An 18,641-nucleotide genomic window follows, 5' to 3' on the forward strand; every position below is an offset into this window, starting at 1 on the left:
CATCTCGATGAAGACACGCATGTGGATCCTGACAGCCTCGGCCGTGGCCATGCTGGCTGTGCTTTCTGACACGCAGGTATTGGGTCGTGGCGGCCGTGGAGGAGGGGGCGGTGGCGGCAGAGGTGGGGGGGGATTCAGTGGCGGCGGAGCCAGGCCCAGTGGCGGGTTCAGCGGCGGCGGTGGAGCCAGGCCATCGATTGGCAGCTCTCCTTCCTTTAGCCGCCCCTCAGCGCCCGCTGCCAGTCGACCATCGGCTCCCGCAGCGCGTCCTGCGGCTCCACAAGGCCGCCCTGCAACGCCTGCCGCTCGGCCTTCGATCCCAAATGCCGGCGCAGGCTCGCGCCCGAATATTGGGGGGAGCAACATTGGTTCGGGAAGTCGCCCGGCGGTACAGCCCGGTACTCGGCCCAGCATTGGGAGTGGTGGCGGTTCCATCGGTTCACGCCCCTCGCAATTGCCATCGACTCGACCATCCACCGGGATTGGTTCAGGGACAGGTATCGGGGCTGGTCAGGGGATTGGTTCAGGAGCAGGAAGTGGTCTTTCAGGCTCTCGACCTTCCCAATTACCTGGTTCACGCCCTTCTCAGTTACCGGGTTCACGTCCCGCTCAATTGCCTGGCACACGACCTGGTTCTGGTAATTCCGTGAATCGACCAGGGGCGGGGCAAGGAATCAGCAATCGCCCCTCACAACTGCCGGCCCGCTTGCCGGGATTGGGCGGTGGCGATGCTGGCTCACGCCTTCCCAATCAGGGAGCCCGCGTGCAGGATCGAATGGGAGATCGTCCCTCGGTTCAGGATCGTCGTGACAACCTCAGTGACCGCATGGCGAATCGTGGCGATTGGCAAGACAACCGCCAGAATTGGCAGGACGACCGCCAGGACTGGAGAGACCAGAATCGGGAAGACTGGCAGAACTGGGCAGATGACAAGCACGACCATTATGGTGACTGGTATCATGATAGCTGGCATCCCGGTGCCGGCTGGGACTATATGTGGGACAACTACCCCGTCGCCAGTGCTCTGGGCTTAACGGCCTGGGGGATCAATCGTATTGGCTACGGCTGGGGATACTGGGATTACTCGAACCCTTATGCTTCCAGTGGTGGATCTTACGGCTATGACTATTCTCAGCCGCTGGTCTACGCAGACAGATATGTGGCAGAAGCAGCACCGGGCACAAGTTCTGCTGCGCCAACGCCTTCTGGGCAGCAGCCAACGGATGAGGGGCTGGCCGCATTTGAAGAAGCGCGGGCAGCTTTCCGTAATGGTGACTACACGGGAGCTCTTGCGAAACTCGATATCACGCTCAAGACGATGCCCAATGATACCGTCGTTCATGAGTTCCGCAGTCTGGTGCTGTTCTCGCTTCAGAAGTATCCGGAAGCGGCGGCCGCTATCTATGCGGTGCTGGCTGCCGGCCCCGGTTGGGATTGGACGACAATGATCAGTCTCTATCCTTCCGCAGAGACTTACACAAAGCAGTTGCGGGTTCTGGAAAACTTTGTAAAGGCCAACCCCATGTCAGCCGATGGCCATTTCCTATTGGGCTATCACTACCAGACGATGGGACACGACAGTGCGGCTGCCAAGCAGTTTCAGCAGGCATTGACCTTGCTACCGAATGATCAACTGATCAAACAACTGGTAGGCATGACCACGCCTCCCGATGTGTCAAAAACGCCCAGCGTTTCATCGGCACCACCTGTTGTTCCTGCAGTGAAAGTGCTCAATACAGACCAATTGATTGGCAACTGGAAAGCCGGTAAACAGGGGGCCACGTTTGAACTCGATCTGACTCAAGAGGGAAGCTACACCTGGACTTATACCCAGGGGAAACGTAAGCAGTCCGTGAAAGGTGTCTTCGCAGTCGATCAGAACAACCTGGCTTTGGAAACCGATGATGGGGGGGAAACGATGCTGGCTGAAGTCCATTTCACGAATCCTTCAGAGTTCCTGTTCAAGATGGTTGGTGATGACGAAAAAAGTCCCGGACTGAAGTTCACGAAGACTCCGTAATGCCTGTTCTTTGCGGAGATGTCATTTGCTACCGCGCGTCCTGAGTTGAAATGGACGCGCGCTGACTCTCCCCCCGCTGCTTCAATCATAAAAGCGGGGAGAAGCAGATCTCTATAGATAGACCCGTTTCCGGGTAAGTGTGGCGGCGTATGTACGTCATTTGTCCGGAAAAGTATGGGTATTTACGCCGCCAGAACGCTTCAGTTAAGAAGGAAACCGCACTGGTGCCTGAGATCGGGCCGTTGTCCGTTTGAATTTTATCTACTGAAAAACTCATGACTCCAGAGAAGAAGCGGGTGTGTCCATGTGAATCCGTCGCGTCTGAGTGGATGTTGGATGAAAACGTAATCTATAAAATTGTTGAGGCATCATGATTCAACAGGAAATTATTGACCGGTTTCGGATTCAGCCAGGAAAAACTTTTCGACTCAAGGATCACGATTCTGGCTGGGCCCAGACTCAGGAACTGAAAGATGTTGGCAAAGATGCCGTTAAAGAACGTTCCATCGAGATTTTGAATCAGAGTGTCCAGGATCTCGCCAAAGCACAGGAACTGCTCTATGCCAATGATTGTTACTCAGTGCTGATTATACTTCAGGCGATGGATGCCGCCGGCAAGGATGGAACAATCAAGCATGTGATGTCCGGGGTCAATCCACAGGGTTGCCAAGTCTACAGTTTCAAGAAGCCATCAACGGAAGAACTCGATCATAACTTTCTCTGGCGATGTATGAAAAACTTGCCAGAGCGAGGGCGTCTTGGGATTTATAACCGTTCTTACTATGAAGATGTCCTGGTCGTGAAGGTTCATCCGGAGATACTGGAAACACAGAGGCTTCCGCCGGGAAAACGTGGCAAATCGTTCTGGAATGCGCGTTACGAAGATATTAATGCCTTCGAGCAGCATCTTGTGCGAAATGGAACGATCATCATCAAGTTTTTCCTGAATGTCTCTAAAGAAGAGCAAAAACGCCGGTTTCTGGAACGACTGAAGAATCAAGACAAGCATTGGAAGTTCTCGGCGGCCGACATGCAGGAGCGCAAGTTTTGGGATGACTATCAAGAGGCTTATGAAGAGGCTCTTGCTGCAACCAGTACAGACTGGGCTCCCTGGTATGTAGTCCCCGCCGATCAAAAGTGGGTAACACGTGCCGTGGTGGCGGACATTATCACCACAACGATTCAGTCACTTCAGTTGAAAACTCCGGAAACCACCGAGGCTCAACTCGCGGTTCTTGCCGAAGCGCATCGTCAGTTGGAAAGTGAGTAACCACGATGTCATCGATCGCCACACCACAGGAGATTCACCCTTCCTTGTCAGCTAAGCACTCCGTGGAATTTGATATTCTCGAGAATGGCGACCATGCGACTATCTACATTACGGGAGACCTTGCCGGTTCGACTTCACCAGAGATGCGAGAACGAATTTCCCAACTTTCCCGGTCAAAGCGGTCATTATCACTCGATTTTTCCAAAACAGTGGGCTTCTCCGGGACAGGTTTACGAAAGCTGCTGCAGTTCTGCCGCCTGGTACGTACATCGGGTGTGATTTTGACTGCAACTGGTGTAACCCCAGAGATGAAAGCGTATGTCGATGCGGCAGGGTTTGGAGACCTGTTGCGAGCCTTACCACCGGAAAGCCAGACCCCGTTGACGGCCATCGGGCCTGTGGCCTCATCTGTGGTCAGAGCCGCCCGTGTGGATGTGTATCCCACACGTCACTTCGGTCAGTTTGCTTTGCGAAGCGGCTTGCCATTACCCCTGGGCGCATGCCTTGTCGCTGGCGGGATCAACTTCTCCGTTTTTTCCCGTCAGGCGACCTCCTGCACGCTGGTCTTGTTTGAGCCGGGCGGTATTGAGCCGATCACTGAAATTCCCTTTCCAACGGAATTTCGCGTGGGGGACATTTTTTGTATGACCGTATTCGACCTCGACCCGGAGAGTTTTGAATACGGCTTTCGGATGGATGGCCTTTTTGATCCCGCATTGGGGCATCGCTTTGATTCCTCAAAAATCCTGCTTGACCCCATGGCACGCTCTGTTGTTAGTCAGAAGCAAACAGGAGACACGCCGGGTTCAATTTTGTCTCCGGCATACCGGTCACGACTCATCCCTGAAGACTTTGATTGGCAAGGCGACCAGCCATTGCAATTGCCCATCGAAAACCTGGTGATCTATGAAGCCCATGTTCGCGGCTTCACGCGCAGCCCGTCGTCTAACGTCAAGTTTCCAGGAACATATGCCGCAATTCGCGAAAAGATTCCTTATCTCAAAGAGTTGGGCATCAATTGTCTGGAACTTCTCCCGATTTTCCAATTTCAGGAGGTTGACTCACCGCGTATCAATCCAGCGACCTCCAAGCCGTATATCAATTACTGGGGCTACAACACGTTAGCATTCTTTGCCCCTCATACTGGTTATGCCGCAACGGCAGAGATGGGCACGGAAGCCGATGAACTGAAGGCACTTGTTAAAGACTTGCACCGTAATGGCATCGAAATCATGCTCGATGTTGTCTTCAATCACACGGCAGAGGGAGATGAACGCGGCCTCACGATGTCTTTCCGTGGGATCGATAATCGAACTTATTATATGCTCACGTCTGAGGGCAAATATCTGAATTTCAGTGGCTGTGGAAATACCGTTAACTGCAATCATCCTGTGGTGCGAGATTTTGTGCTGAACTGCCTGCGCTATTGGGTCTCCGAATATCATATCGATGGATTTCGCTTCGATCTGGCCAGCATTCTGGGACGCGCTCCAGACGGTTCTCCTCTGGCAAATCCTCCATTGCTGGAAGCGCTGGCCATGGATCCTGTACTGGGCAAGACCAAACTGATTGCTGAAGCCTGGGACGCTGGTGGCCTCTATCAGGTGGGGTCTTTCCCCGCATATGGCCGTTGGGCTGAATGGAACGGACGTTTTCGCGATTGCATCCGCAAGGCTCTGAAGAGTGATGAGGGACAAATCCCGGAACTGGCACAGCGTCTATTGGGTTCGCCCGATCTTTATTCTGCTCGCGGGGCAACAGCCTCGGTGAACTTTGTGACCTGCCACGACGGTTTCACGCTCGCCGATCTCGTGAGCTATAACACAAAACAGAATGAAGCCAATGGCGAGAATAACTGCGATGGTGCCAATGATAATCAGTCATGGAACTGTGGTATCGAGGGGCCAACTGATGATCCACAGGTTCTGGCCCTGCGCCGCAGACAAATGAAAAACGCCCTGACGCTCATGTTTCTCAGTCAGGGAATGCCGATGTTACTCATGGGGGATGAAGTCGGCCGTACGCAGCATGGCAATAACAATACATATTGTCACGATAATCCGTTAAACTGGCTGGACTGGAATCTTCAAGCCGCGAATGACGAGCTATTTCGCTTCTGTAAGGGACTGATCGCATTTCGTCACGAACATCTCGTATTGCGATGTCATCAACATGCCCGGCATCTGGGCGATCATGGTGATGGAATCGGGGTGGCGTGGCACGGTTCACAATTGGGGCAGCCAGATTGGACAAGCCATAGCCGCTCGTTGGCTCTGATGCTCGAGAAAACCTGCGATGGCCTATGCGATGCTCTCTATATTGCGATCAACTTCTACTGGGAACCGATCAAGTTCCAATTACCGCTCCCTCCAACCGGCCATGATTGGCATCTGTTTGTGAATACCGGTGCGGCCAGTCCTAACGATCTCTATGAACATGGAACTGAGCCGCCAATTGGTTCGGAGTCGGCAATCACTTTATCAGGACGTTCGATTGTGGTGCTTGTCGCGCATTAACCGCAATTGTGCAGAAATGCAGTGGCGTCTGGGCGTCATATGCCCTGAAAAGTCCGGGTTTTTACGCCGCCACACTTAACCCGGAAACGGGTTTAGAAAGATCCTGATTAGTATCTGATGATGATCGCTGGGAAAGACAAATCACGATGAATGACTTTCCCGGCCAGTAGAGGCCGCATGTTTCATGTCGAAAGAAAGGGTCGCCATGGGGAGATTCGAGCCATTGGATGTCATTCCCCTGGGTGGGCTGTTTCTGATCACGTGTTTGATGTCCTCGATTGCGATGGAGGCTGGTTATCGTTTGGGGCAATGGCGGCACGTGATTGCTGCCGAAGAAAAAGAGGCTCCAGTGGGCGCGATTGTGGCGGCGATTCTCGGATTACTGGCATTTATGCTGGCGTTCACGTTCAACATGGCAGCAACACGCTTTGACGCGCGACGCGAGCTTGTGCTGGAAGAATCCAATGCCATCGGAACAACCTACTTGCGATCACGCCTGCTTCAGGAACCGGAGCAATCGCACGTGGCTCAATTATTGCGAGAATATGTTGATGTGCGCATCGGGGGCGTTACGAAAGGGGGCGATGTTGGCAACGCGATCAGTCGATCCGAACAGCTTCATGAATTGCTTTGGGTGGAAGCGGTTAAAGCTGTGGAACACCCCGGTGCCAACCCCGTCATTTCCGGAATTTTTGTACAGTCGCTTAATGAGATGATTGATTTACATGCCAAACGAGTCACGATCGGCATGCGTAATCGTCTGCCGATCAGCATCTGGGTGGTGTTGTTTGCCTTTGCCGCTTTGGGGATGGCAGCGATGGGGTATCAGTCAGGATTATCGGCTACTCGGCGATCACCAGCCATGCTGGGAATGGTTCTGGGCTTTTCTATCGTACTGTTTTTGATTGCTGACCTAGATCGGGGAGCAGAAGGTTTCCTCAAGGTCAGTCAACAGGCCATGGTTGACGTGCAACGCAGCATGCAAGAATCCGTTCGTCTTCTGCGATCAAACTGACCCTTGATTCTGGTAACCCTGCCATAGCTTCTTCTTAAAACCCGTTTCCGGGTTAAGTGTGTCGGCGTATGGGTGTCATTGATCCTGAAAAATCTAGGATTTTACGCCGCCAGAACGCGACACTTAGGAGAGAATTCGCTCTAGCAGGATGCGGAAGTTCCACGGTCGATTCTGGAGATCAAGCCACCGAATCCATAAACGGTAACGCCTTCCGAACTGTACCCACTTTTTGATGGATACAGTCCAGAAGGCGAATCGACGTAAGTCTAATGCACCCCGGTGGGTTCGAACCACCAACCTTCGGCTCCGTAGTGGGCTCTGAAGGTTATGCCAAAAAGCTTGAAATCCTTTGTGGGATCTATGTTAAGGAGTTTCGCATTTTTTGCAAATTTCTTCAATAGGTTGTATTTCGATGCATTTTCCAACGGGAATTGAGGGACTACCACTTTCCTTGTGGTAAGAAAGTCAGCGTTCTCAATTCCTAAAAATTTTGTGGGTTATGTCGCCACTCTATCGATCAGGGGGTAACTGTTCACACCCTTTGGAGAAATGATGGTGCAGTTTTCCCGGCGATGCTGAAGGAGATCGCCTCGGGAAACTGGTAAGCCCATCTCGCAAGCGTGAAGCCGTCAATCATCTGGAGAGTTCGTTTTCGGTGAGTGAACGTCGTGGCTGCCGTGTCTTGAGCCAGTCTCGCAGCAGTCATCGATATGCGCGCAAACCCTCGAGTGATGAGTCTCAGTTGGTCGCACGGATTCACGAGTTGATCTGCCAGCATCCGCAGTTTAATTATTGCCGCATGACGGTGTTGCTCAAGCGGGCAGGGTTTGTCGCAGGGTTTGATCGGGTGTATCGCCTCTTGCGTCGTGAAGGTCTGAAAGTGCCTCAAAAGAGGCAGAAAAAAGGTCGATTGGGATCGAGTGCGAATGGTTGTATCCGCCATCGTGTGGAGCGGAAGAATCAGGTCTGGGCCTGGGACTTCATCTTCGATCGGACTGCCAACGGGACGAGCTTGAAGTGGCTGAGCGTGGTGGATTAATTCACGCGGGGGTGTTTGTGTTTGAAGGTGTCTCGACGCCTGACGAGTCGTGACATCATTGATGTGTTGCGATGGTTGTTTGTGGCCCATGGAGTTCCCGAGCACATCCGGAGCGATAATGGTTCGGAGTTCATGCGAAGGGGTTGCGTCAGTGGCTGGAGTGGTCATCAGTGGGGCTGCTCTACATCGAGCCGGGATCCCCCTGGGAGAATGGCTACGCAGAGAGTTTTCATTCGAAGGTTCGGGATGAGTTCCTGGGCTGCGAAGAGTTTGAATCGCTGACGGCGGCGGTGAAGTTGGGTGCTTCGTGGAATCGTCAGTACAACGAAGTGCGACCTCACAGTTCGCTGGGTTATGTGCCCCCTGCGGAGTTCGCACGAAGGTGTCTTCCTTCCCTTCCGGCTTCGGCGATGCCTCAGCCTCCCTTGCAGGAACACACCTTCTCCCTACAAACCTCACTCTCACTACAACTGGTACCAATTCCACCAGCAGGCCACCAGCGCCAAGCATTCGTTGAGAAGTCTACTATGCCAGGGGCATCACCTTGATTATGGCACACGGGAATCCAGGTTTTAAATCAACAAAGATGCCGTGATTATACCTCGCACTCATGACACCGCATTGAGAATGCCCAGCACAACTGGTAGGGTTTCATTCTCCGTTCAGAGAGGTTTTGTAGGCTATAAGAAAGCAAGCATGCTTCGCAAAGACGGGTTTGTTTGCGCGAAGGAAGTGGCAGAAATCTTGGGAGTCTGCCCAAATACCTTGAGAGCATGGAGTGCTGAGGGAAAACTGACGGAATACCGCCATCCCGCCAACAACGATCGACTCTTCAAGCTATGGGAACTCGATCGGATACTCCGGAAACTACACCTCACGGCAATAAGACGAATAGTTTCCAATTAAAGCGTTTTTGACACTTTGCGGGCCTCCCAAGTATGAGTCACGATTCGACCAAGATCGCACCGGGGCGCATTGCACGCGTCCGCCAGAGAACTTATCTCGTTGAGGATGTGATCCCCCCGCGCAGAGTTGCAGACAGCACCCTGGTTCAGCTCTCGTGTGTCGACGACGACAATCAAGGGCAGCCGCTGGAAGTCCTTTGGGAGAAGGAACTCGATCCCACAATTCTGACGGGTGAGGCATGGGAAGATGTGGCATCCAAGGGTTTCGACGATTCGCGACTCTTTGCGGCTTACCTCAACACTCTGAAATGGAACTGCGTCACTTCGACCGATCCCAAACTGTTCCAGTCGCCGTTCCGGGCGGGCATTCGGCTGGACGCGTATCAGTTGGAACCGCTTCGCAAGGCTCTGCGGCTGCCACGCGTCAACTTGTTCATTGCCGATGACGTTGGCCTGGGAAAAACGATCGAAGCGGGCCTCATTGCCCGTGAGTTACTCCTGCGAAAGAAGGTTAAGGAGATCGTCGTTTCCTGCCCGCCATCGATGTTGTTGCAGTGGAAGGAAGAGTTGGAGGCCCGTTTTGGGCTGACGTTTGAGATTCTCGACAAGGATTACATGAAGGATGTCCGCCGTGAGCGAGGCTTCGGGGTCAATCCGTGGAGCACGCACACGCGGTTCCTGATTTCGCATCGCCTGCTGATTGATGAGGCGTACGCGGGTCCGCTTCGCGACCTGCTGGGAACCTTCCGCAGCGGATCGCTGCTGATTCTCGACGAGGCCCATCACGCGGCACCATCCAGCGGGCAGAAGTACGCGATTGATTCGCAGATCACTCGCGCCGTACGTGACTTGGCCCCCCGTTTCGAGCATCGCCTGTTTCTCTCGGCCACGCCCCACAACGGTCACTCGAACAGCTTCTCCGCTCTGTTGGAAATTCTTGACCCGCAACGCTTCTGCCGTGGCGTTCCGGTCACCGCGAAACATCGTGATGAGGTCATTGTCCGGCGAATCAAAGAAGACATTCGCGAAATCCAGGGAGGGTTTCCCAAGCGAAAAGTGGTTCAGGTCAGTATCACTGGACTGCCGCCCGAAGCACCGGAACTGAAGCTCTCGCGACTGCTGGATGAATACCGGCAGACCCGTGAGGAACGCCTCAAGAACGAGTCCAAGCGGAAGCAGGCCGCTTCCGGGTTGCTCATCACCGGCCTGCAACAGCGGTTGCTCTCGTCTATCGAAGCGTTTGCGCGCACGCTGAAAGTGCATCGGAACACTGTCAAGCGGCAATGGGAGAAGTTGCAGTGTGGATCCCAGGCGGATGAGGATCCAACTCCATCACTCGATCTGCTGACCGGCAGCATCGATTACGACGACGAGCGTGCCACGCTGGGGGAAGAGCAACTCCGAGCCGAAGAAGACGCCCAGTTCGAGGCTGCGTCTGCGGCCTCATTGGGGGCGCTCGATGACCTCTCATCAAAGCAGTTGTTTGCTCATGAACAAAAGCTGCTCGATGAAATGACGGATATCGCCGAGCAGGCGCGAGGCAAGTCCGATGCTCGCACGGTGAAGCTGATCGAGTGGATTCGCGCCCAGATGTGCCCCGACCTTGGCAAGCCGGGGGCCACTTGGAACGATACCCGCGTCCTGATATTCACGGAGTACGACGATACAAAACGCTATCTGCTCGGTCGTCTGGAAGCCGCGATCAAGGACAGCGACCGCGCCGCCAATCGCATCCTGGTCTTTCATGGCCCCACACCGCCCGCCAAGCGCGAAGAGATCAAGCAGGCATTCAACACCGATCCTCGCAAGCATCCGGTTCGCATTCTGATCGCGACCGATGCGGCCCGCGAAGGTCTCAACCTGCAAGCCCACTGCCACAACCTGTTCCATTTCGACGTTCCCTGGAATCCCAGCCGAATGGAGCAGCGCAATGGCCGTATCGATCGCAAGCTGCAACCGGCCTCGGAAGTCTTCTGCCACTATTTCGTCTACCAGCAGCGTCCCGAGGATCGCATTCTGCATGTCCTGGTCCGCAAGACCGAGACGATCAAAGAGGAACTCGGCAGCCTTTCCCAGGTGATCGACGCCAAGCTCGCGAAGTCGCTCAGCATGGGGATTCGGCACCGCCTAGTCGATTCGCTGGAATCCGAGATCGATTCCATCCATCTCGACGATTCTCGCCGAGCGGCGATTACGGACGAACTCGAAGCCTCGCGTGAACGTCAGCAGGCACTTCGCGAGCAGATTGACCGGCTGCGGACGCTCCTCGACAGCTCGCGCAAGTCGATCGGACTGAACGATGTTCAATTCCGTTCAGCGATTTCCTGTTCGTTACAGCTTCTCGGATCGGATCAGTTGGAGTCCGTCGTCGATGAAGACGGCGTCAACTGTTTCAAGTTCCCCGCCCTCGACGAACGCTCGGGAGCCGATCCCACCTGGGCTGAGACGATGGACACGCTTCGCGTTCCCCGCAAACGCGACCAGAAACTCTGGGACTGGCGAAAGTCGGCTCCGATCCGGCCCGTGGTGTTTGAAGACACCGGTATTGTCGGCGACGACTTCGTTCATCTGCATCTCGAACAGCGAGTCGTTCAACGGTTACTGGGGCGTTTCACCGCACAGGGCTTTGTCCATCACGATCTCTCTCGTGCCTGCTTCGCTCAGGCGACCGATTCGATCCCCCGCGTCATTCTGCTGGGGCGTCTGGCCCTCTATGGTGAAGGGGCGGCACGGCTTCACGAGGAATTGATCCCCGTCACGGCGCGCTGGATCGATCCCACGGTTCGCAAGAATCCACTCTCACCCTACGCCAAGGATGCCGAGACGAAAACACTCGGCCTGCTCGATGAGTCGTTGCTGAAAGCCGGTGGCATCAAGCTGACCGCTGAAGTCATCGCACAGCTCCAACAGGCGGCGGCGGGTGACATTCGCGAGTTGCTCCCGCACCTGGAATCACGTGGGGCGGAGTACGCCGCCGATGCCGTTCAGAAGCTCGCCGATCGCGGAGCCGCCGAGGCCAAGGCGATGCGTGAAATCCTCGAAACCCAGCAGAAGCACCTGGCCGAGACGATCAAACGGATATCCAAGCTCAACCCTCAGCAGCGGTTGCTCGATTTCGGCGATGACGAGAACGAACTCGCCCAGCTCGATGCCAACAAACGCTACTGGGAGAAGCGTCTCGAACAACTTCGCGAGGAACTGAAGACGGAGCCCCAACGCATTGCGGACATCTACACGGTCAAAGCCCAGCGGGTCGAACCGGTGGGATTGGTCTACCTCTGGCCGGTGACGGGCTGATCCAACATGGCAAAATCTCCCGAAGAACTCGCGCATCAGGAATGGCTCGGCTACGTGCAGCCGGTGGGCCTCATCGTGTCCATTCCGGCCATGCTGGAGGCCCAATGCTACGTCAACAAGAACATCATGGCGGAGCACGCTCAGTTCCTGAGCTGTCTCCCCAAGGTCCAGGGGGACGAACGCGTTCCCGAACTTCGCGATCTGCCCGAATTCACCCGCAAGGTTCTCGGTTGGGAAGCAGCAGACCTGCGCGAGGTTCCGGCCCGAGTTCCGCTCCCGGCGGACATGGCGTCGCTCGAAGTCGTCCTGCCGCAGTACAACGAAACGCTGCGGCCCACCCATGCCGTCCCGGTCTTCAAACCGGCCGAGGGGCAGACTCCCTGGATGATGCTCATTCAGGAACTCGCGTCTGGCTGCAAACTAGATGAGCCGGACGAGGCCGAGTCCGCCCGGCATTGGAACACCGCCCCGCAGGCGAAGTTCGAGCGACTGCTGCGAGAAACCGGCGTCCCGATCGGCCTGCTCTCCAACCGCAAGCAGTTGCGGCTGGTCTATGCCCCCAAGGGAGAATCGAGCGGTTACGCGACGTTCAATGTCCAGGAAATGTTGCAGGTCGCCGGGCGGCCGATGTTCGCTGCCCTGCACATGCTGCTCTGCGCCGACCGGATGTTCTCGCTCGGCGACAATCAGCGTCTGCCCGCCATCCTGCACAACAGCCGCAAATATCAGAACACCGTTTCCACCAAGCTCGCGGAACAGGTCCTCGCGGCGTTGTATGAAATGATGCGGGGCTTCCAAGCGGCCAACGATGTCCGCAACGGCGATTTGCTGCGCGATGTGCTGGCGAACGATCCCAATCACGTCTATGCCGGGCTGCTGCGGGTGCTGATGCGGCTGGTCTTCGTGATGTACGCCGAAGACCGTGATCTGCTCTCCAGCGATCCAATCTACTCGAACTACTACTCGGTGACCGGGCTGTTCAATCGTCTGCGGGAAGACGCTGGGCGACACCCCGACACAATGAACCAGCGGTACGGGGCCTGGTCACAGTTGCTTACGCTCTTCCGGCTGATCTATGAAGGGGGCCAGCACGGTGATTTCCGGCTCCCGGCCCGCAAAGGCTATCTGTTCGATCCCGACCGCTATCCGTTTCTGGAAGGGTGTTCCTCGGCGACCGACGCGGCTCCCATCGTCCCGCGAGTCTCCGACGGCGTTGTCTACAAGGTTCTCCGTAACCTGCTGATCCTCGATGGCGAACGACTCAGCTACCGGACGCTCGATGTCGAGCAAATCGGGTCGGTCTACGAAACGGTGATGGGGTTCAACCTGGAGGTCGCCAAGGGCCGCTCGATTGCCATCAAGCCCGTGAAATCGCACGGTGCTCCGGCGACCATCAATCTCGCCGAATTGCTGAAGACGCCGGGGAAGGACCGGGCCAAGTGGCTCAAGGAACACTCGGACCAGACGCTCGGCAAGGAAGCTGCCAAACAGCTCAAAGAGGCCGAGTCGCTGGAGCAACTGCTCGAAGCCCTCGACAAGAAGATCGCCAAGAAGGTCACTCCCCGGACGGTCCCCAAGGGGGCCATCGTCCTGCAACCGTCCGATGAGCGTCGCCGCAGCGGGTCGCACTACACCCCCCGGTCGCTGACGGAACCGATTGTCCGCACGACGCTCGAACCGATCCTCAAGCAGTTGTGCGATCCCGAGGCTCCGCTGCCCGAGGTCTACCAGCCTTCCAAGGAAGACAAGCGGCGGTACACGCCGGGAGAAATCGATGCCCGAATTCGCCTGTCGGAGCGGGCGATTGACCAGGCCAAACAGGCTCGTGCGGTCGGCACGCCGCATCCATCGCAGATTCTCGATCTGAAAATCTGCGATCCCGCGATGGGGAGCGGGGCGTTTCTGGTCGAAGCCTGTCGGCAGTTGGCCGATGAACTGGTCAAGGCGTGGTATGCGCACAAGCTCGTGCCGACCGACATTCCGCCCGACGAAGACGAAGTCCTTTACGCCCGTCGCCAGGTCGCGCAGCGGTGCCTGTACGGCGTCGACAAGAACGAGATGGCGGTCGATCTAGCCAAGCTGTCGCTGTGGCTGGTGACGCTGGCCAAAGACCATCCCTTCACGTTTCTGGACCACTCGCTCCGTCACGGCGATTCGCTGGTCGGCCTCACGCGGAAGCAGATCATCGGCTTTCACTGGGAACCGAAGAAGCAGAAGCAGTTCGGCGAAGACCTGATCCAAAAGCGGCTCGACCGGGCGACCGAAGCCCGCGCGAAGATTCTCAACGCCCGCGAGGATGTGCCGTACCGCGATCAGGAACAACGGCTGGCCCTGGCGGATGAAGCCCTGAACGTCGTCCGGATGACCGGCGATGCGTGCATCAGTGCGTTCTTCGCTGGGAAGAAGGCCAAGGAACGGGAGAAACTCTGCGAGGAACTCTTCCTGGATGTCGCTCGGCACTTCCAGGCCCTCAAGGAAGACAAGTTCGATGTCGAGGCCCGCAGTCGGATCGCCCATGCTGCTGCGAGCCTGAGAACCGGTGAGCATCCGATCCCACCGTTTCACTGGGAGATTGAGTTTCCGGAAGTCTTTTCGCGGGCGAATGGGGGATTCGATGCGTTTGTCGGCAATCCGCCTTTCGCTGGGAAGAACACGATGGCCAATGGGAACCAAGATGGTTATCCCGACTGGTTGAAAGAAGTTCACGTCGAAAGTCACGGCAACGCCGATCTCGTTGCCCATTTTTTCCGGGGCTGTTTCTACCGACTGAGGATTCGCGGTTCATATGGTCTTATCGCCACCAATACGATCGGCCAGGGAGACACACGCTCGACCGGTCTCCGGTGGATCTGCGAGCACGACGGGCAGATATACCGCGCTAGGCGGCGTTTCAAATGGCCGGGTTTAGCGGCGGTGGTGGTGAGCGTCCTGCATGTCCACAAGGGTAACTACGAGGGACCTCGCACGCTCGACGATAATGCGTCCGAGAAAATTACGGCATTCCTGTTTCACCGTGGTGGACACTCAGACCCGGCGCGGCTAGACGCGAACAAGGGTAAAAGTTATGTGGGCAGCTATGTCCTGGGAATGGGCTTTACGTTTGACGACACGGACATCAAGGGTGTGGCGACGCCGCTGGCCGAGATGCGTCGGCTCATCGAGCAGGACCAGCGGAATGCCGAGCGAATCTTCCCGTATATCGGCGGCGAGGAGATTAACACCAGTCCAACGCACGCCCATCATCGCTACGTGATCAACTTTGGCGAACTTAGCGAAAAAGAAGTACGAAGCGGCTGGCCTGACCTAACACGAATTGTCGAGGAAAAGGTGAGGCCAGAACGCGCAAAACTAGGGGACAACGCCGATGCGAAACGCCGTAAGAAGAACTGGTGGCAATGGGGTCGATATACGCCCGCCCTATTTCGATGCCTTGCGAATACAGATCGAGTGTTGGTGACTTGTCGGCATCAACCGAATTGGGCTATCACGTTCATGAATTCGGCTAGCGTTTTCGCAGAATCAATCATCATCTTTCCACTCGCCGATTTCGCATCATTCGCCACGTTGCAATCTCACGTTCACGAGGTATGGGCGAGATTCTTCGGGTCGTCGATGAAGGACGACCTGCGATACACCCCGTCGGACTGTTTTGAGACGTTTCCGTTCCCAGTCGTCGCCCTCGAAACGCTCAACGCTATCGGTCGTAATTATTACGAGTTTCGGGCAAACCTGATGGTCGCCAACAACGAAGGTCTCACGAAAACCTACAACCGGTTCCACGACCCACACGAGAAGTCACCGGAAATTCTGAAGCTGCGAGAGCTGCACGACGCGATGGATCGCGCGGTGCTGGAAGCCTACGGCTGGCACGACCTTGCCCAAACCGCCCGCTGCGAGTTCCTGCTCGATTACGAGGAAGACGACGAAGAGACCGGCAAGAAGAAGTCCAAAAAGAAAAAGCCCTGGCGGCTCCGCTGGCCCGACGACTTCCGCGACGAAGTCCTCGCCCGCCTCCTCGAACTCAACGAACAACGTCACAAGGAAGAACTCCTCGTAGGCAAACAGATCGGGAAGACCGAGAAGCCCCCGAAACCGGTTAAAGCCAGCCAGCCCAAGAAGCCCCGCAAGGCTGCGTCGCGTGATCTGTTTACATCGGCGCTGGAGCCGGGCCATCGGTTCTTGATGATGCTGCTCCGTGCCTGGAACGGGCGAGCGGTCACGCGCCGGCTTCTCAATGAGGGCCTGATCCTGATGCTCGACGATAAACTGCGGGGAGCGCTGGTCGAGACGGGAAGCCGTCCCAAAGGCCGCCGGAAGGCCACGCCGGACCTCAACCAGTTGTTCACCGACCTGGAGATTGACGGCTTCATCGAACAAATCCCGTCCGCCCATCAACAGGCGTGGCGCGTCACCGCGACCGCTCCCACCACGGACGATGCGTCATCGGAAGAGGCTCGCCGTCTCACGGAAACGATGCAGTACCTGAACCGGGCGCAATCAGCAGGCCAGATCACCGTCAGCGAGGAGACCGTCGATGCCGAAGTCGACCTTATTCCCGCTTGAACGGGAACCGCTGAAACCATCCACAGACCGTCGCGAGCCAACCCTCTGGCTCCAGCGGCTGGTGATCCTATCCGCGCCGGATTCCAAGGCCGTCATTCGGAACATCCCGTTCCGGCGCGGCCTGAACATCATCCGCACGCAGCAGATGGCAACTCAAGGCGGTCCCGTCGCCGGGCACAGCGTCGGCAAGACGCTGCTGATGCGGTTGATCCGGTACACGCTGGGCGAGCCCACGTTCGGCAGCGAAGAGACCCAGCAGAGCATCTCCGCCGCCAAGGGGCTGGAATCAACGGTCGTTGTGGCCCACTGGATCGTTGCGGGAACCGATTGGATTGTTGTGCGTCCCTTGAAGGTCGCCGGAGCGGAGGAATCCTTCGCGATCCGTTCAGCGGACTGGAAAGGCGCGGTCCATTCGCCCGTCGAAAAGCTCCCGCATCGGGACTTTGTGCAGGCTGTGAACGACGCCGTTCTGTCGGACCTGCCGAAGTTCGCGCTGCCAAGGGGCCGGGAAGCGAAGTGGCTGGACGTGCTCGCCTGGTTGTCGCGTGATTATCAATGTGGCTATCGGCGGACCAACGATTGGCGTCACGAAGATTCGAACGCGGGGCCGAGCCTCGACCGCGACGAGAACAGCCTCGTCATGCAATGGGTGATGGGCCTGATGAGCGTCGACGAGATCGCTCTCCGCGTCAAACACCACGAAATTCTGAAGAAGCGTGCTGACCAAAAGCGGGCAGGGGAGCGCGAGCAGAAAAAAATCGAAACCCTGTGGCAACCCCTACAGGCAAAACTCGAATTGCCCGCCGAGGCTGAAGTCGAAGGCGAACAGCGTTCGTTCGAGGGGGTGAAGCCGAAAAAGATCGTGAACGAGCAGGTCGCCTCTTTGCAACGTTTGAAGGAAGATCGCACCGCCGTTTCTCGTGTCGCGGAACTGAATGAACTGAGCGAACAGGCCGCCGGGAAGGTGACCGCTGCCGAAGGTGATGTTGCGGGGCACGGCGCAGTCATCAAGCACATTAAGGAGCAGATTCGCCAATACGAGGCCGATCCAACGAAGCCGTACGCCCGCTGTCAGGCTGATCCGTGTTGGATCAAGGAACGGGCCAAGGCAACGGCAAACGACCCGGCCAAGGATTCTCACCTCGCCGACCTTCGTGAGCAACAGTTCGATGCCGAACAAAAGCTGAAGGATGCGCAGAAGCTTCAGAAAGGATTTCTGGCGGCTGCCGAAGCGGCCCAAAAACAGCTTGAGACGGAGGAGCAGCGATTAAAGGGTGAACTGTCTGGTATCGACCAACTCATTGGAAAGTGGAAATCCTACGAAACCGATGCCGCGACCTTTCAGGCTCTGATCACAGCCGCCGCACGGACCACGAAGTCCACCAAGAAGGCCGACGATGAGATCGACGCATCGTTACAGACCATGGACGAAGCCCGCAAACCGGCTCGACTTAAACTGAATCGCATCTCCGAGGTCTATGAGCAGATCCTCCAGGAAATCTTCGGCCCGGACGCCTCCGGAAGAATCCAAGTCGACGGAAACGGCCTTCAACCAATGCCCGACAAGAAACTGGCCCCCGCAGGCGCGGCCTTATCCGTCATGACCTCGGTGCTGGCGTTCGACGTTTCCTGCCTGGCGGCGAGCATCTATGGCCTCGGCCAACACCCCCGATTCCTGATGCACGACAGCCCCCGCGAAGGCGACATGGAAGGCCCCCTCTTCCGCCGCCTGTTCGAGATTGTCCACGAGTTGGAGACGCAGTGCAGCGACGCGAACCATGTCTCCTTCCAGTACATTGTGACCACGACATCAGAACCACCAGCCCATCTGGCCAATCCTGACGGCCCGTATGTCGTGGAGACACTCGACGCGACGAGTGAAAACGGACGACTGCTGCGGACGAGGTTTTGACTCCTCAATGGCCCGAACTGATCAAATTTTCGACACACAGTAGAGAGCAGCTGCGAGGAAGATACCGATGTCCATTCTGTGCTACATCAGCGACCAGTTCCGTA

The 18,641-nt window shown here is 56.4% G+C and carries 10 protein-coding genes; all 10 read left to right on the forward strand.

Annotated features, from left to right (window positions below; genetic code table 11):
• Nucleotides 1–7: 7 nt before the first annotated feature.
• The 10 genes from SH287x_RS08730 to SH287x_RS08775 all read left to right on the forward strand — a co-directional run bounded on the left by SH287x_RS08730 (nt 8) and on the right by SH287x_RS08775 (nt 18,537).
• Nucleotides 8–2,020, forward strand: coding sequence for a tetratricopeptide repeat protein (locus SH287x_RS08730; RefSeq protein ID WP_479518313.1), 2,013 nt, complete (start codon nt 8–10; stop codon nt 2,018–2,020).
• Nucleotides 2,021–2,390: 370 nt separating this feature from the next.
• Nucleotides 2,391–3,290, forward strand: coding sequence for a polyphosphate kinase 2 family protein (locus SH287x_RS08735; RefSeq protein WP_479518314.1), 900 nt, complete (start codon nt 2,391–2,393; stop codon nt 3,288–3,290).
• Between the two features lie 5 nt (nt 3,291–3,295).
• Nucleotides 3,296–5,806: a glycogen debranching protein GlgX gene (gene glgX / locus SH287x_RS08740; protein ID WP_479518316.1), complete on the forward strand. Its 2,511-nt coding sequence runs from the start codon at nt 3,296–3,298 to the stop codon at nt 5,804–5,806.
• 205 nt (nt 5,807–6,011) lie between these two features.
• The gene (locus tag SH287x_RS08745) at nt 6,012–6,821 is read left to right on the forward strand and encodes a bestrophin-like domain (protein ID WP_479518318.1); all 810 of its coding nucleotides are present in this window, start codon (nt 6,012–6,014) and stop codon (nt 6,819–6,821) included.
• A gap of 655 nt (nt 6,822–7,476) precedes the next feature.
• Nucleotides 7,477–7,860 (forward strand): IS3 family transposase, encoded by a 384-nt coding sequence (locus tag SH287x_RS08750; RefSeq protein WP_479518319.1) that lies wholly within the window; start codon nt 7,477–7,479, stop codon nt 7,858–7,860.
• Nucleotides 7,861–8,003: 143 nt separating this feature from the next.
• Complete coding sequence (locus SH287x_RS08755) at nt 8,004–8,408, forward strand: integrase core domain-containing protein (protein ID WP_479518320.1); 405 nt, start codon at nt 8,004–8,006, stop codon at nt 8,406–8,408.
• A gap of 148 nt (nt 8,409–8,556) precedes the next feature.
• Nucleotides 8,557–8,766, forward strand: a complete 210-nt coding sequence (locus SH287x_RS08760) for a helix-turn-helix domain-containing protein (RefSeq protein WP_479518321.1) — start codon at nt 8,557–8,559, stop codon at nt 8,764–8,766.
• Between the two features lie 32 nt (nt 8,767–8,798).
• A complete protein-coding gene (gene drmD, locus SH287x_RS08765; RefSeq protein WP_479518322.1) occupies nt 8,799–12,062 on the forward strand; it encodes a DISARM system SNF2-like helicase DrmD in 3,264 nt (1,087 codons plus the stop codon).
• A 6-nt stretch (nt 12,063–12,068) separates the two neighbouring features.
• Nucleotides 12,069–16,625: an Eco57I restriction-modification methylase domain-containing protein gene (locus SH287x_RS08770; RefSeq protein WP_479518323.1), complete on the forward strand. Its 4,557-nt coding sequence runs from the start codon at nt 12,069–12,071 to the stop codon at nt 16,623–16,625.
• Nucleotides 16,597–18,537: a hypothetical protein gene (locus tag SH287x_RS08775; protein WP_479518324.1), complete on the forward strand. Its 1,941-nt coding sequence runs from the start codon at nt 16,597–16,599 to the stop codon at nt 18,535–18,537. Before SH287x_RS08770 ends, SH287x_RS08775 begins: the two co-directional genes overlap by 29 nt.
• Nucleotides 18,538–18,641: the final 104 nt, after the last annotated feature.

Source organism: Planctopirus sp. SH287, from assembly GCF_056500625.1.

What these genes read in the sequence shown, in the direction of transcription:
- glgX (WP_479518316.1), top strand. Translation starts at nt 3,296, where the DNA reads ATGTCATCGATCGCCACACCACAGGAGATTCACCCTTCCTTGTCAGCT.
- SH287x_RS08770 (WP_479518323.1), top strand. Translation starts at nt 12,069, where the DNA reads ATGGCAAAATCTCCCGAAGAACTCGCGCATCAGGAATGGCTCGGCTAC.
- SH287x_RS08775 (WP_479518324.1), top strand. Translation starts at nt 16,597, where the DNA reads ATGCCGAAGTCGACCTTATTCCCGCTTGAACGGGAACCGCTGAAACCA.
- SH287x_RS08730 (WP_479518313.1), top strand. Translation starts at nt 8, where the DNA reads ATGAAGACACGCATGTGGATCCTGACAGCCTCGGCCGTGGCCATGCTG.
- SH287x_RS08735 (WP_479518314.1), top strand. Translation starts at nt 2,391, where the DNA reads ATGATTCAACAGGAAATTATTGACCGGTTTCGGATTCAGCCAGGAAAA.
- SH287x_RS08760 (WP_479518321.1), top strand. Translation starts at nt 8,557, where the DNA reads ATGCTTCGCAAAGACGGGTTTGTTTGCGCGAAGGAAGTGGCAGAAATC.
- drmD (WP_479518322.1), top strand. Translation starts at nt 8,799, where the DNA reads ATGAGTCACGATTCGACCAAGATCGCACCGGGGCGCATTGCACGCGTC.
- SH287x_RS08745 (WP_479518318.1), top strand. Translation starts at nt 6,012, where the DNA reads ATGGGGAGATTCGAGCCATTGGATGTCATTCCCCTGGGTGGGCTGTTT.